The 15217-nt window shown below is 73.3% G+C and carries 10 protein-coding genes; 3 read left to right on the top strand and 7 right to left on the bottom strand.

Features of this window, described 5'->3' with window-relative positions:
• Positions 1–118 precede the first annotated feature (118 nt).
• Positions 119–2335 carry an ATP-binding protein gene (locus WMF33_RS26530; RefSeq protein WP_437322451.1) on the top strand — a complete coding sequence of 739 codons (2217 nt, stop codon included), beginning with the start codon at positions 119–121 and terminating at the stop codon, positions 2333–2335.
• The gene (locus WMF33_RS26535) at positions 2332–2961 is read left to right on the top strand and encodes a response regulator transcription factor (protein WP_437322452.1); all 630 of its coding nucleotides are present in this window, start codon (positions 2332–2334) and stop codon (positions 2959–2961) included. The genes WMF33_RS26530 and WMF33_RS26535 overlap by 4 nt, the downstream gene beginning before the upstream one ends.
• Positions 2962–3389: 428 nt before the next feature.
• Here the strand turns inward: WMF33_RS26535 and WMF33_RS26540 are convergent, their stop codons facing one another.
• Entirely contained in the window at positions 3390–5063 is a 1674-nt protein-coding gene (locus WMF33_RS26540) for a hypothetical protein (RefSeq protein WP_437322453.1), read from the bottom strand.
• A gap of 22 nt (positions 5064–5085) precedes the next feature.
• Positions 5086–7080 carry a CHAT domain-containing protein gene (locus WMF33_RS26545; RefSeq protein ID WP_437322454.1) on the bottom strand — a complete coding sequence of 665 codons (1995 nt, stop codon included), beginning with the start codon at positions 7078–7080 and terminating at the stop codon, positions 5086–5088.
• Positions 7081–7259: 179 nt separating this feature from the next.
• Here WMF33_RS26545 and WMF33_RS26550 point away from each other — a divergent pair, with 179 nt between their 5' ends.
• Complete coding sequence (locus tag WMF33_RS26550; RefSeq protein ID WP_437322455.1) at positions 7260–8513, top strand: hypothetical protein; 1254 nt, start codon at positions 7260–7262, stop codon at positions 8511–8513.
• Between the two features lie 26 nt (positions 8514–8539).
• On the opposite strand, the gene WMF33_RS26555 is transcribed toward WMF33_RS26550, so the two are convergent.
• Genes WMF33_RS26555 through WMF33_RS26575 form a run of 5 tightly spaced genes read right to left on the bottom strand, consistent with a single transcriptional unit; the run spans position 8540 to position 15121 of the window.
• Entirely contained in the window at positions 8540–9115 is a 576-nt protein-coding gene (locus tag WMF33_RS26555) for a hypothetical protein (protein ID WP_437322456.1), read from the bottom strand.
• 2 nt (positions 9116–9117) lie between these two features.
• The gene (locus tag WMF33_RS26560; RefSeq protein ID WP_437322457.1) at positions 9118–10809 is read right to left on the bottom strand and encodes a hypothetical protein; all 1692 of its coding nucleotides are present in this window, start codon (positions 10807–10809) and stop codon (positions 9118–9120) included.
• Positions 10809–12164, bottom strand: a complete 1356-nt coding sequence (locus WMF33_RS26565) for a metallophosphoesterase (RefSeq protein WP_437322458.1) — start codon at positions 12162–12164, stop codon at positions 10809–10811. Before WMF33_RS26565 ends, WMF33_RS26560 begins: the two co-directional genes overlap by 1 nt.
• A 42-nt stretch (positions 12165–12206) precedes the next feature.
• The gene (locus WMF33_RS26570) at positions 12207–13427 is read right to left on the bottom strand and encodes a hypothetical protein (RefSeq protein ID WP_437322459.1); all 1221 of its coding nucleotides are present in this window, start codon (positions 13425–13427) and stop codon (positions 12207–12209) included.
• Positions 13424–15121 carry a peptidoglycan-binding domain-containing protein gene (locus WMF33_RS26575; protein WP_437322460.1) on the bottom strand — a complete coding sequence of 566 codons (1698 nt, stop codon included), beginning with the start codon at positions 15119–15121 and terminating at the stop codon, positions 13424–13426. Before WMF33_RS26575 ends, WMF33_RS26570 begins: the two co-directional genes overlap by 4 nt.
• Between the last annotated feature and the right edge of the window lie 96 nt (positions 15122–15217).

Raw genomic sequence — 15217 nt, forward strand, 5'->3', positions numbered from 1 at the left:
GAACGCCGAAACAGCCGTGATAAGTTCATCTCTCTTGTTGACGACACCAGCGCGAAGAAGGGAGCGGGAGCGATCTGCGGCGCCGTCGAGGCATCCACGGAATTCCTGTTCGGCGCTCGTGCTCCCGATCGCGACCTTCGCGATCGCGTTCGGCGCGACCGCGCCGGCGCTGGCGGACCAAGCGCCGGCGCAGGTCCTGGTCTTCCAGTCGGATGACCCGACCGCGCCGGCCATGTCCTCGATCAACGGCGAGCTCCGGGAATCGGTGCGGGTCGGGTGGGGCGGGCCGGTCACCTTCAAGCTCGAGTTCCTCGACCTGTCGTGGTTCGACACCCCCGATTACACGCGCGAGCTCCGCCGCTTCTATCGGGCGAAATACAGCAGCTATCACCCCGGCGTGATCGTCGCGCTCCGGCTCGACGTGCTCCGGGTCGTGCTCGACCTGCGGCGCGAGCTGTGGTCCGGCGTGCCCGTGCTCTTCCTGAGCGAGGACCGGAGCGCCGCCCTCGCGGTGCCCGCCGCGCCGGACGTCACCGGGATCTGGCTCGACTACGCGTGGCTCCGGACGGCGGAGGGCGCGCTGCGCCTCCTCCCCGACACGCGAGAGGTCGCGCTCGTCATGGGCGCGAGCCCCTGGGAACGCGCGCGCCACGACGGGATCGCCCGCGATCTCGGCCCCCTCGCCGGCCGCGTCGCGCTCCTGGACCTCGCGAGCCTGCCGCTCGCCGAGCTCGATCGGCGCCTCGCCGCGCTCCCGGAGAACGCCATCGTCCTGTTCGACACGTTCTACATGGATGGCGCCGGGGACCGCTTCGTCGGGCTACAGGCCTTCGAGCGGATCCGAGCGCACACCCAGCGCCCGTTCTTCTCCGTCCACGGCGTCGGGCTCGGCAAAGGGATCGTCGGCGGGGAGATCGTCGACTACGGGCGGGTCGGGCGCGACCTGGGCGGGATCACGCTGCGGCTCCTCGGCGGCGAGCCCGCGGCGTCGATCCCGATCCGCGCCGCGGACGCGAACGCGCTCGCCTTCGACGCGCGCGAGCTCGCCCTCTTCCGGATCCCCGAGGAGCGCTTGCCGCCCGGCGCCGAGGTCCACTTCCGGGTGCCGTCCTTCTGGGATCTTTACCGCCGGTGGGCGGTGGGCGCCGCGGTCGCGGTCACGCTCCAGACCGCCCTGATCGCCGCGCTCGTCATCGAGCGGCGGCGGCGCGGGCGCGCTCAGGCGATGAGCGACGCCGTGCTCGCCTCGATGGTCGGCTTCGTGGCGGTCGTGGACAGGACCGGGGTGATGCACCGCACGAACCGGGCGTGGGCGCGCGCGTCGCGCGAGGGCGCGCCGGGCCCGCTCGACCGTGTCGCCGAGGGGGAGAGCTACCTCGGCGCGTTCCGGCGGGCCGCGGCGGCGGGCGACGCTGGCGCCGGGCGGGTCGTGGAGCTCGTGGAGGGGGTGCTCGCTGGGCGCGACGTCGAGGGCACGGTCGAGTACCGTCACGACGGCGCCGAGCGCTGGACCGAGGTGCGGGCGCGGCGGCTCTCGTGGAAGGACGGGGGGGCGGTCGTCTCCCACTTCGACGTGACCCGCCGGAAGCGCGCCGAGAGCCAGGCGCGCGAGTCGCTCAGCGCGCTCTCGCACCTCAACCGCGTCGCGGCGATGGGCGAGCTCGCGTCCTCGATCGCGCACGAGATCAACCAGCCGCTCTCCGCGGTGCTCACGAGCGCACAGGCGGCGGAGATCCTGCTGCGCCGCGCGGCGCCGGACGTCGCGGAGGTGGGCGCCGCCCTCGAGGAGATCGTCGCCGGCGCCCGGCGGGCCGGCCAGGTGATCCGGCGGATGCGCGTGCTGCTGAAGAAGGGCGAGGCGCAGAGGGAGCGGTGCGACCTGAACGAGGCGGCGCGCGAGGTGGCGCGGCTCGTGGGCAACGACGCGCTCCTGCGCGGCGCGACGATCGCGCTGGAGCTCGCGCCCGACCTGCCCGCGGTGCGGGGCGATGCGGTCCAGCTCCAGCAGGTGGCGCTGAACCTGATCTCGAACGCGCTCGACGCCGTCTCCGGACGGCCGTACGGCGACCGCCGGGTGATCGTGAGGACGGCGCGCGCCGGCGGGCGCGTGGCGCTCGTGGTGGAGGACTCGGGCGAGGGGGGCGCGATGGATGATCTCGAGCGGTTCTTCGAGCCGTTCTTCACGACGAAGTCGGAGGGCCTCGGCCTCGGGCTCTGCATCAGCCGGTCGATCGCGGACGCGCACGGCGGTCGGCTGTGGGCCGAGCGCGCGCCCGCGGGCGGCGTGGCTGCGCGCCTCGAGCTGCCGGGCGAGGCGGCGCAGGAGGAACGATGACGGGCGTGACGGCGAAGGTCGTGGTGATCGACGACGACGGCGCGGTGCTGCGGAGCGTGGGCCGGTTGCTCGGCGCCTCGGGCTACGAGGTGGAGCTGTTCGAGGGGGCGCGCGCGTTCCTGGCGTCCGCGGCGGCGGCGCCGGACGCGCGGGCCGGCTGCGTGATCGTGGACCTGGCGATGCCGGAGCTCGGCGGGCTCGACCTCCAGGCGGCGCTCAGGGCGTCCGGGTGCCGGCTGCCGCTCATCTTCATCACCGGACACGGGGACGTGCGCGCGTCGGTGCAGGCGATGAAGGACGGCGCGGTGGACTTCCTGCTGAAGCCGCTCGAGGCGGACGAGGTGCTCGCGGCCGTGAGGCGCGCGATGGACCTCGACGCGCGGGCGCGGGCGACCCGGGAGGAACGGGAGGCGCTCGCGGCGCGGCTCGACGCGCTCACGCCGCGCGAGCGGCAGGTGTGCGACCGGATCGCGCGCGGGCAGCTGAACAAGCAGATCGCGGCGGAGCTGGGGCTCGCCGAGTCGACCGTGAAGCAGCACCGGGCGAGCGCGACGGCGAAGCTCGGGGTGGCCTCGGCGGCGGAGCTCGCGGCGCTGCTGGAGCGGAGCCGCTGGCGCGACGGGTGAGCGCCGCGACGGGGAGCGGCTCTTGATCTGCGAGGCCTGGCCGAGGACCGGACGCCTGGAGAGCGGATACGGCCTCGGGATCGACGATGTCGGCGGGCGCTGGATCCGGGCGTGACGAACAGCCCGCTTTCCTGAGCCCAACCGCAGGGCGACATCATGGGTGCCGTCGCGCGTCAAGCTGTCCGAAGGGACGATGGCGCGCGCGCCTGCGCCGGCGTTAGGTACGTGGCCGCACGCTGCTGAGCGGTGATGACCCGCCTCGGCAAGAGCGCTCCAGACACCAGAGAGACCTCATGTACTTCGCGCCTCATGGCGCCGGGGCTGCTGCGTCGCGCCGGCTCGTGTGGTTCGCACACGTTCTTGACGTGCAGATGCCGGCGAACGCTGCCTGATCGATGATGTGGGTTGCACGACCCCGCGGGGCGCCCTCACCGCCCGAGTCGCTCGCGGCCGCCCGCGCGATAGGCGTCGACCCAGCTCCACAACGCCTCCAGCGACACCCGCGCGCGCCCCGCGATCGCGCGCGGCGCCTCGTCTCCGCGGATCATCGCCAGCACGGCCGCCTCCCGCGCCTGCGCCCCGGGCGCAGCGCCTCCGGCCGGCGCCTCCGGCGGGGTACACCCCACCTCGGCAGGCGCGGGCGCCTCGGCGCGCAGCGCGAGCTGCTGGAGCGGCAGCCGCGCCGCCGGATCGCCGAGCAGCACGTAGCCGCGGAGATCGTTGCGCAGCATCCACAGGTGAGCGCGATCGGCGCGATCGGCAGGATCCGCGCGGCCCGCCGCGCGCGCGTCGGCCTCGATCTGGTAGCTCTGCGCGAGCTCGTCGTTCGCGCCGCGGTAGAACTCCATCAGCGCCTCCAGCGCGATCCCCGCGCGGCTGCCGCGGACCAGCACCTCGAGCGGGCGATAGATACGGGACTTCTTGCTCTCCGACAGGCTCCTCGTCCCCGAGAAGCCGTACGTCCACGCGAGGTCGACGTGGCCGATGACGGCGAGCGGCCCCGCCGGGTTGGCCAGCGCGGCCTGCGGCAGGGCCGCGACGAAGGGGCGCTGGCCGGGCGCGGGGAGGCTGTGCAGCACGGCCTTCAGGCTGCCGCCATAACGATCCTCCTGCGCGAGCTGCGAGAGCCACGCGTGATAGACGCTCTCCGCCGGCGTGCCCGCGCCGAGGCAGGCCAGGTAGAACCACATGCCTCCCGGCAAGAACGCCTGTCCCCGCAGCCGCTCGGCGTCGAGGATCTCGTCGTGGGCGATCACGAGCGCCCCCTGGCGCCGCCAGGCGTCTTCCTCTCTGCGCCAGCCGCGCCGGGGCGCGCCCAGGCCGTGGCTCACCGAGAGCAGCACCGAGGGGCGCGCGCCGCCGCCCCCGGCGAGCAGATCGTCCACGCTTCCGGCGGAGATCTCGCGCACCGCGGCCGCGGGGAGCTTGCCCCTGGCGTGCGCTTCCATCGACGTCGCCAGGCTCGGGTCGACGAGCCTGAGCTTGCCCGCGAGCGTGGCCGCCGAGCCGTCGGGCGCGGCGTAGAAGAGCAGCTCCGGCGAGGTCTCGGGCGTGCCGCGCTGCGCGTAGCGGACGACCTTCTCGGCGTAGGCGGCATAGCCGGCGAGATCCGTCTCTCCCGCACCGTCCGCGAAGTGGACGCGCCCCGCGAGCGCGTCATTGGCGAGCGCGTGCTGGAGCTCCACCGAGGTGTGATGGAGATCGCCGAGCATCATCAGGTAAAGGGGCCTGTCCTCCTCCGCCACCTCCTCGGACCAGTAGATGTCTCTCCGGAAGTCCGCAGATCGCTTGGCGTCCATCCCGTGCGGCACGCGATAGACGCGCGCGGGAGAGCCCTGCTCGGCCTCGCGCAGCGCGACGAGCGGCTGGATGGCCTCGAGCATCCGGTCGCCCTCCCGGCCCTCCGGCGCGATCACCGCCCATCGCTGGAGGGTGAGGTCGTTGCGATCGGCGTCGGTGCGGCGCCAGTGGTTGGCGTCGCGGGCCTTCCTGGGCCTCGGCGCGCGCTGGGCGGTGTCGTCGGGCAGCCCCTCGTCGAGCACGGGGCGGCGCTCGTCGGCGTCGGCGAGCAGGAGGTCCAGCCGGTCCTCGCCGGGGATCATGGTCGATGGCTCCCCGGGTGTGTCACGAGGCGTCCTCCAGCGCGAAGGCGTCGAGCTGCTCCGCGAGCTCCACCAGATCTCCGGTCGTGGCCGCGATGTGGCCCGTGCCGGGCAGCCCGCCGCCGTTGCCCCAGATCTCGATCTCGCTCCCTTCGACCCCAGGCGCGAGGACGGCCAGGCTGTCCGGGGGCGCAGGGCGTTGATCGTAGAGCCAGCGCAGCAGCATGCGGTGGCGGAAGTCGAGGCTCGAGAGCGCGACGAAGAGGCCGGGCTGCACGCGCGGCCGCGCCAGGAGCTCCTCCATCCATAGCGGCGGCCGGGCGCCGTCAGCGCCGAGGGGGCCGTGGATGTGATCGTCCTCGGTGAGCAGCGGCGGCGAGAAGATGGGGCGCGGCTCGGCCGAGTAGCCGCCGTACAGGCGGAGCACGACGATCTCGCTGTCGAGATCGAAGCGCCTGGGCATGACGGGATCCATCTTCCACGTCGCCGCCCCCGCGGCGCGCTTGACGACGCGCGGCTTGCCGCTAGCGCCCAGGAGGGACGGCTGGATGGCGTACACGGTCCGCTGCGGCAGCCTCTGCGCGATCGCGTGCTCGAGGCAGGGCCGCCAGAGCAGCGTGACGTGGACCCCCGGCCGGACGAAGCGCGCGAGCGCCTCGACGAGCGGCGGGGCCGTCGCGGCGGGCGAAGCGGTCAGCGCCTGCTGGAAGAGCGAGTGCAGCACCTCCTGCCCGAACCGGAGCACGCAGCGCTGGGTGAGCGCGCTCAGCGACATCCCCTGGGCCGCCGGCTCGCCGCTCTCCTGCATGAACTGCTCGAGCTCCCGCTGGAGCGCGGCGCGATCGTCCTCGAGATCGCCGAGCACCATCGTGAACGGCCGCTCGAGCAGGCCCTGGAGCGCGGGCGCGAGCGCCCTCGATCGGCCCTTCTTCCCCGGCCTCGCCACGCGGCGGCCCTGGAAGTTGAAGACCACCGAGTCCGAGCCGCGGAGGTACAGGATCGGCGAGAACGCCTCGGCGCTCTGGGAGAGCAGCGTCCGCCGCGCCGCCGCCACGCTCGCGCCGATGTCGCCCTGGCTCAGCGACGCGCCCGTGAGCGCGCGGTAGAGCTCGGTCGAGCACGCGCGCGCCACGTCGGCCTTCACCGGCCAGAGGTGCGCCACCACGGCGTCCGCGCCCGCCCTGGCCAGGATCTCCGCCGCGCTGCCGAGCGCGCCGGCCCTGGCGCCCTCGCAGGCCTCGAGGATCACGAGGCGCAGCTCCTCGCAGAAGGCGGCGGAGAGCTCGCGGCCCAGCGCCTCGGCGGTGATCCAGGCCTCCTCGCCGTCCTCGTCGTCCGCCACGCGAAGGACGGGCTTGCCCGAGAGATCCACGCCGCCGTGGCCGAGCCAGTGCACGACGTGCGGGCTCTTGCCGCGACGGAGCCGATCGAAGAGGGCCCGCGCGCTGATCTCCGGCCCGGCGATCGGATCGAGCCACTCTACCTCGCCGGCGTCGATCGACGGGGCGAGCGCCTCGCGCAGCACGTCGAGAGCCCGCTCGCCGGTGCCCGGCGCGATCCCGAGCACCCGGACGGCGCCCTTGACCTCGCGCGGCTCCCACGGCTCCGACGAGGTGACGCCGCGCGCGAAGAGCACCCGGGGGTCGGTCCCCAGAAACCCTTCGGACGTCCCCGGCCTGCAGAGCGCCTCCCAGGGGACGGCCTGGAGCGCGTGATCGCGGGCGAAGAGCCGCAAGAGGAGCGGACCGCCCTTCGACGCCTCGCCGAGCCGCGCGAGGACGTCGCGCAGCTCCCCTTTGAACACCTCCTCGTGGAGCGCCTGCGAGTCGCTCACCGCCGCTGGATCGAGCGATTTACCGCCGCGGACCGCCCTCCCGATCTTGTTGGCGAAGGTCTGCAGGGCACCGAGGCCCTGCTCGGAGGCTATCGCGTGCCCCGCGGGGCGCTCTCCCCGGCTGCCACGCGCGTTGACGCGCACCTCGTCACCGCTGATGTCGAGCTCGATCTCCAACCACATCGAAAGACAAGCCTCGCTACGTTGTGCTGCCTGCCATGTCTGACTCCGTGGCTTTGTAGACCGCAGCAGGAGGATTTCTCACCTTAAAAACTATTAAGAACGCATCGGCGGAAACGTCCTTGGGGCGTGATTAATGATGTGTGCCGGCAGGCGTGCGCGACTGAGGAACGGACACGATCATGGAACTCACGGACGATTCTCGCTCACGATGGCTCGGCAGATATGAGGCCCCGCGCTCCATCCGCCGTCGCGACGGCCTCCACGTCGTCGCGGCGACGCGCGCCGGGGACGCGGAGCCCTGCGTGGTCATCGTGCCCGGCCCGGCCGTCAGCGCGGCGCGGGCGAAGGCCGTATTCGCCGAGATCGAGCGCGTCCACGCGCTCCTCGATCACCCGCTCATCCCGAAGGTCGCGGCGCGCGGCGTCGCCGACGGAATGCCGTACATCGAGCTCGCCTGTGACGCCGTGATCGACGGCGTCGACCTCACGAACCTCCTGAACGACGCCGGCTGGACGGTGCCGCCCGGGAGCGCGGCCGGCCTCGTCGCGAGCCTCCGCAAGGCGATGCGGGCGGCCCACGCGGTGATCGATCCGAAGCACGGGCGGCCGGTCTGCATCGGTCGCGTCTCGTGCGCTGACGTCCTCTTCTCCCGCGAAGGGCGCTTTTATCTCGTCGGCTACGGCAGGGATGCTCCGCTCGAGAGGGCCGGAGGACAGCCGATCGACAGGGTCCTGGAGTTCCAGGCGCCCGAGGTGGCGGCCGGCGGCGAGCCGACCCCGGCGGGCGACGAGCTCGCGCTGTCGCTCCTCGCGCGGTCGCTCCGCCATGCGGTCCAGGGCAGCGCGGCGAGCGCGCGCGGCGCCGACCGGAACAACCGCTCGATGGAGCTCGAGCCACCCGAGCCGCTGGAGCGGCGCGCGCGAAGGTGCGCCGAGGACGCGGACCTCCACAACCTCGCGCACCTCGCGCCCTGCGGCGAGGCGCCTGATCCCGAGGCGTTCGCGTCGCTCGTGGCCAGCTTGCTCGCCGGGCGGCCGCTGCCGCTCGCCGCGGAGGCGGCGCCGACCTGCCCGCCCACGCTGGTCCTCGGCTGCGAGGTGCGCTGGATCGCGGCGGAGGACGGCGTGAAGCACACGCTCGGCCACGCGCTCAGCCGCATCGTGACGGCCCTCGTCGACCGGCACGACGAGGCGCCGGACGCCGCGCTCTCGCTCCAGGACCTGTTCGAGGCCGGCTGGCCCGGCGAGCGGCCGGTGGCGAACGCGGGGGCCAACCGCGTCTACGTGGCCCTGACCCAGCTCCGCCGCATGGGGCTCAGGGACGTCATCGAGCGCAATGAGCACGGTTATCGCCTCGCGCCGCGCGCCGTCGTCCGGTTCGTCTCGCCTCGGACCGACCACGCGCGACCTCAGGACGCGCGCTCTGCCCCGTGACGGGCGCGGCGTGCCCGCCGGCGCCGCTACCGCGCCTTCTGCTCCCCGGCGAACGTCTCTGCCACCTTGAGCACGAGCCGCTCACTGAAGCCGGCGATGAACGCGATCGCGAACGCCTTGCTGTTGTCGACGTCCCCGAGGTTCAGCACCCTCGACTGGAGGAACGCGTAGGCGGCGAGCCCCGGCAGCGCCCCGAGGACGGCGCGCGAGAGGGTGACCCGCGCGTCCGACGCCTGCGCGTGAGCCCTGGCCCGGCGGGAAGAGCCCTTGAGCGATCGAGCAGCGCTGAAGGTGGCTCCCAGGGCGCCAAACGAGAAGACGCCGAGGAGGGTCCGATATCCCCAGGCAGGCCATTGTTGGACGGGAGCTCGCGCCGTGGCCGTGAGCGCCACGAGGAGCAGCAGGACGAGGAGGGCGAGCAGCGCGAGCGTCCAGAGCTGCTCCCTGAGGAGCCGGCTGCTGGTGTTGACGCTATCGACACGATCGCGGCGGCGCGACCGCAGGGCGAGGCGCCGCCGGGCCCTGCGTGGCGGCGCCTCGCCCACGGGCTCGGCGGGGGGGCGGGCCGGCGGGGCGTCGGGCTCCTCTTCGGGCGCGCGCACCGCTACGGCAGCTCGCCCAGCGCCGCGAGCCCGGCCTCGCAATAGGCGTCGTACCAGCGCTGGAGCTCTTCGCGCGTGATACCGTATCTCTCGGCGATCTTCCTGTCGCCCTCCTCCCCGAGGATCTTCTCGTGGACGGCCCGCTGCATGCGCGCCGCGTCCCGCGCGCGCCCCGCCGCCGGGGCCGGCGGAGCGGCGGGCAGCTGCGGGACGGGCGAGCGCACCTCCGCCGGCGCGGGCGTGGCCTTGATGGCTCCCCTGTCGCGGTCGATCGCGAGCCGCGCCGCCGGATCCCCCAGGAGGACGTACCCCGCGAGATCCTCGCGCAGCATCCACAGGTTCGCCCGCCGCTTCGCGCGACCCTGGTCGAGGGCGAGCGGCTTGCCCGCCGTCTCGGCCCTCGCCTCCTGGTTGTACATCGCGGCGAGCTCGTGGTTGGCGTTCCCCAGGTAACGGAGGAGCTCGTTGTACGAGTTGCCCACGCGGGCGCCCTTGACCAGCGAGCTGAAGACGCCCTCGAACCGCGACGCCCTGTCCTTGCCGTCGGGCCCCATGTCCTGGAAGCTGTAGGTCCAGGCCAGATCGATGTGGGCCATGACCGCGAGCGGGCCGCGCGGGCTCGCCAGCGCGGCCTGCGGCAGCGCGGCGATGAAGGGCCGATCGCCCGGCCTGGGGAGGCCGGCGAGCACGCCGTCGACCCGCCCGCCGAAGCCGCCCGCGTCGCGCAGGCGGGCGAGCCAGTGGTGATAGGCGCTCGCCGCCGGCGTCCCGCCGCCGTAACACGCGAGGAAGAACCAGATCCCGCCGGGCAGAAAGGGCCTGTCGCCGAGGTCCTCGGCCGCGATGCGCACGCCGGAGCCCAGGCTCATCGCTCCTTGCACGGCGCGCTGCTCGTCCGCCGACGTCCATCCCCTGCGGGGCGCGCCCAGGCCGTGGCTCATGGTGAACAGCATCGACGGCTCCGGCCGCCCGAGCTGCTCGAGGAGCGCGCTCCTCGCCGCCTCGGCGCCGTCAAACCCGATCTCCTCGATGTCCCTCGCCTTGAAGCCGCCCCTCTGCCGGGTGTCGCGGCACCGCGCCACGCTGGGCGCGACGAGCGCCCTGTGGCCGATGGTGGTCGCCGCGGTGCCGTCCTGCGCGGTGAAGAAGAGCGCCCGCGCCCGCGCCTCCCGCGGAGGGGCGCGCTCCGAGGAGAGGAGCTTGTCCACGTACGCCGCGTAGCCCGCGGCGGACCGGGACACCAGGCGACCGACGAGCGCCTCGCTCGCCATCGCCTGCTGGAGCTCGAGCGAGACCTCGTCGAGATCGCCGAGCACGAGCAGATACCGCGGCAGATCCTCGAGCGCGAGCGACTCGTCATGATAGACGCTCTTGCTCCACCGGATCGCCGCGTCCGCGTCCATGCCGGCGGGGACGCGATAGGGCACGACGGGCGCGCCCTGGTCCTGCTCCCGCTTCCGGATCAGGGGCTCGACGAGCGCGAGCAGGGCGTCGCCCGCCGGCCCCTCGGGCGCAATGACGGACCAGCGCTGGAGCGAGAGGTCGTTGGGATCGTCGGAGAAATCGGCGAAATCGTGGATCAGCTCCTCTCCGCCGGGCTGCGGCTCGTCCGCGGCGGACTCGAGCGGCAACCCCTCTTCGAGGACGGGTCGTTGATCGTCGGCGTGGCAGAGGAGCAGCTCGATGTCGGACATCACGCCTCCCTCCCAGGCGCCGCGCCCCCCGGGGGCACGCGCGCGGCCTCCAGGGAGCGGAGCTCTCCATCGTCCCATTGCACGAGCCGCATCGTCGCGCCGCCGTCCGGGTGCGCGTCGAGGAGCACGGCGGTGAGGCGCTGGACGGTCTTCGCCGCCCGCTGCCGCTCGGGCAGGAGCCTCGGGTTGTTCCGCAGCTCTTCGAGGAACTCGGCCCACGCCTCGTCTCCTGCGTCCGAGCGCGGCAGCTGCATCAGCCAGATCCACGTGCCCGTGTTGGCGAAGGCGATGCCGTCGGCCACCTTCCAGCGGGCCGCGTGGGTGTGGCCGAGCACCACCGCGCCGGCGTCGAACTTCTTCGCCAGGCGCCGGGCGTCGGCCCACTCGGCCTCATCGGGCTCAAGGCGGAAGTACTCGTCACCGAGCGTGCCGGCGAGCCTCTTCTGCATGCCCGCGTAGAGCTTCAGGCCGGCGCGCGCGAGCTTGAGGCTCGCGGTCGACATCGCCTCTTCATCGGCGAACGCCGCGGGCCCGTCGCCGAGCGCGGCCTCGAGCGCCGCCGCCTCCTCGGCCTCGAGGCCCGCGTCGGCGAACCGCTCGGCGAGCCCGAGCTCCTCCTCCTCCTCGGCGAAGGAGGCCGCCGACCCCGCCTTCTTGAAGAGCTGCCAGGCGATATCGAGCGAGGCCGCGCTGAAGAGCTGCTTCACGATCCCGGGCGCGACCGCGAGCGCGGCGAGCGCCGCGCCCTGGAAATCGGGCTTGAGCAGGCTCACGAAGCGCATGCCGTGCCGCCGCGCGATGGGGTTCATGAGCTGCTTCACGAGGACCGAGCCGGCCGCGTACCTGAACCGGTCGAGCCGGGCCAGGCGCCCATAGTCGACCTTGTTCCAGTTGTCGTTGTGCTCGCCGTGGGTGACGAGGATCCGGGCGCCGCCGACGTCGAGGATCGCGGGGGCGTCGCCGAGCTGGAACGTGAGGCGCGCTGCGACCTCGGACGGCTGATCCATCGCCGCGCGCAGGATCTCCTGCACCTCCGGGACGGCGAGCTCCACGTCGTGGTTGCCGAGGCGGACGATGACCTCGCCGCCGCGCGCGAGGACGCGCCCGAACGCCTCCAGCACGGCGGCGCTCGCGGGCGCGGCGGCGATCGCGCGGGCCTGCGCGGCGGCGCGCGCCGGATCGAGCTCCAGCGGGTCTTCGTTCATGAGGAAGTCGACGCCATCGCCGTTGACCACGACCCGCGCGGGCTCGCCCGCGATCCGGTCGAGGAGCGCGGGCAGCGCCTCTCCCCCGGCGAAGACGTCGTAGTCACCCCCGTTGCCGAGGTGCAGATCACTGATGATGAGGGTACGCATGAGGGTTGTCTCCCGGGTTGCTGGGGCGCCCGCTGCCGCGGCTCAGCGGAGCGCCGCGGGCGGCGCCCAGATCGCCTGGTGAGGGCGGTTGTGCAGGCCCTGGGCCGGGCTCCACGACATCTTCGCGTTGCCCCTGGCGTCGCAGAAGACGTCGAGCAGCGGCCGGTTGTCCGGGGCGAGCTTGGTCGGCGCGTCGGACTTCGAGTTGACGCACCACGTGGGCTCGATGCGGTCGTGGAAGGGCGCGCCGCGCAGAGAACGGAGCAGCCAGGAGATGGGGAGGCCCTCGTCCTCCATCGACATCCACTCCGAGCGATAGAGCAGCGCGCCGTCGCCGCGGCGCCGGAGGAGCAGGCGGGCGCGCCCGCGCGGCTTCAGATCGCTCTTGATCTCTCCGAGGCCGTCGATCCGGGCGATGCCGCGGAACGACCACCGACCGCCGCAGAGCGCCGGCGGGATGAACGGCCACCAGTGCGACTCCCAGAGCATGCGCGCGCCCCTTCCGGCGGCGGCGTGCACCGCGGGGTCGTTGAACGACGTGGTGGTGTCCCAGAGCTGCCATTTGCGCTCGACCGGGTGCTTGCGGATCACCATCGCCACGTGCCCGCTCCCGGCGCCCGCGGCCCCGGACGCCGACCAGAAGAGGCACGAGCCGACCGTGACCTTCTCCCAGAGGTCGTCGGGCCAGTCGGCGAGCACCTTCGGGACGGAGGTCCAGCCGTCGCCCAGCCTAGCTGCAGCCGGCAGCGCGTCGGTCCCGCAGCCGATGTCGCCGTACGGGCCGCCGTCCCAGCCGCCGATGCAGAGCGCGGTCGTCACCGACTGCTGGCACTGCCCCACGATCGGGTACCGCCCGCTGCCCGAGATCGACTTCGCGACCCCTCTTTGCGCGCCGTAGAAGAAGGCTGGCATCGTGTACGGAATGCCGGTCTGGTGCTCGGCGATGGCCCGCGCCCAGTCCTCGCGGTCGCCGGAGGCGGTGTCGTAATCGGGGTGCGAGAAGATGTCGCCGATCCCCTCCCTGGCGCGGGACAGGATGAACTCGGCGAGGCCCTCGGCGTCCTCGGGCCCGCGCAGGCCGTGCTCGGGCGGGTCCAGCAGGTTCACGGTGCGGACGAGCTGCGGTGGCGCCTCGTCGTCGGCGAACGCGACCGGGCGAGCCAGCCACTCCTCGGGCGGCTCGGCGGGCGTCGGATCCATGTCCACCCACGCGGGGGCGCTCGCCTGCGGCAGGGCGCCCTCATCGCTCTTCTCTGCGGTCATCGGTGCTCCTCCTCTCCTCTTCGATTCGATGTCTCCGCGCCTGTCGCCCGGGTCGCCGCGCCCGCGTCGAAGGCCGCGTCGAGGGCCGCGAGCGTCGCCGCGCCGACCACGCCGTCGGCGGCGAGGCCGCGCTCGGCCTGGAACCGCTTCACGGCCGCCTCGAGGCCCGGACCGAACGCGCCGTCGGCGCCGCCAGGCGCGCTCTCGCCCAGCGCGAGCAACGCCTCCTGCAACGCCTTCACCCCGGGTCCCCTCGCCCCTCTCCGGAGCGCGCCCCGACCCGAGGCGACGCTCTCAAGGTCGGGTTGTCCGGCGAGGGGCGCGCGCGTGAGGCGCGGATCCTTCGGCGGGGGCGCCGCCGCGGGCGCGCCCATCGCGGCGGCGAACGGGTCATCCCCCGGAGGCGCCGCGGCCTGGAGGAAGGGCTCGTCCAGGCAATCGAGCCCGTCGTCCTTCATGTGCCGGAAGTAGAGCCGGAACTGCCTGAAGTCCGGGATCCACCGGTGCTTGCGCGCCTTGCCGTAGAAGTAGCGGCCCACGAGCGCGGCGAGGCGCCGGTCGCGCTCCTCCGACGGCGACCCGGGGCCGAGCTGCGGTACGGCCCACTCGAGACACCCGATCACATACCCGGGCGCCCAGTGCTTGAGGTGCGCGATCAGGTTGAACAGCGCCTGCGTCGCGATCGCGTCGGCGCCGCAGATGTTGCCCGAGCCATCCATGAACGTGCGGAGCTGGGCCTCGGTCACCGCGTCGCGCGTGGCTGGGTTCCTGGCCAGGTCGATAAGCAGGTGGAGGAGCGGGACGGAGCGGCGCAGGATCTCGAGCGCTTCCTTGCCTCCGGTGACGACCGTGCCGGCGTCGAGATCGACGACGTCGTACACGTTGCTGCCGCGGTAGCGGACGCCGGCGGCGCCCAGCGCCTCGCGCACGGCGTCGTTCGCGGTCGCCCGCTCCATCACCTTGCCCAGCCAGCCGCGGCCGCCCCAGCCCGTCCCCCAGGTGACGATCTGGTCATCGTAGGTGTTGATGGCGGCGGTGCTGCCCTCGCGCGCCTGAAACGCGCGAAAGGCCATGATCTTCCGCCGATCGGCGGAGCTCGCCCTCGCCGCCCGGGCGTCGATATACCCGTGCAGGTAAGCGAGGTGAGCCTTGTCCGCGCTGCCTGTGTAGACGTGCCCTGCGCCCCAGGGCTTGAGCCCCGGCTCGACCGGCACGGCGGCGCGGAACTGCGCGATCTCGGCGGTGAGATGCTCGGGCAGCGCGCTCCCTGCCTCCACCGCGCCCGAGCCGCGCGCGTGATCCTCCCAGACCGGGAGATCGCCGTCCGCGAACGAGAGCGCCCCGCCCGAACCCCCCCTGGCCCGGGCGGGATCGGGGCCGGGCGCGGGGAGCGTCAGGTCGGCATACGCGGCGGAGGATCGGAGCTCGGCCACGCCCGCGAGCGACGTCTGGATCTGCTCGAGCAGCGCGGCGTGGAGCTCCGCGCGCCGGGCCTCCTCGATCTCGTCGAGGCCGATCTCCCAGGTGTACGACGCGCCCTTCCCGCGCAGGATCCGGTGCGCGAAGAGCGCCGGATCGAGCGTGGGAAAGGCTCCGAGCGCGAAGGCCGAGGCGCGCGAGAGCAGGTCTCGCTCGACCTCCTCCGCGTCGCCGCGCGTGGCGGCGAGCTCGAACAGGAAGACGTTCCGTGACATGGCAGGTCCCTTTCGGCGGTGACGTCTCCGTATGAAACCGACGAGACCGAGCGTCGTCATCTTAAGAGAAATTAAACGGGGTGTTCCTTCATGCTC

The organism is Sorangium sp. So ce394 (assembly GCF_051474665.1).
In the GTDB taxonomy this organism is placed as follows: domain Bacteria; phylum Myxococcota_A; class Polyangia; order Polyangiales; family Polyangiaceae; genus Sorangium; species Sorangium cellulosum_D.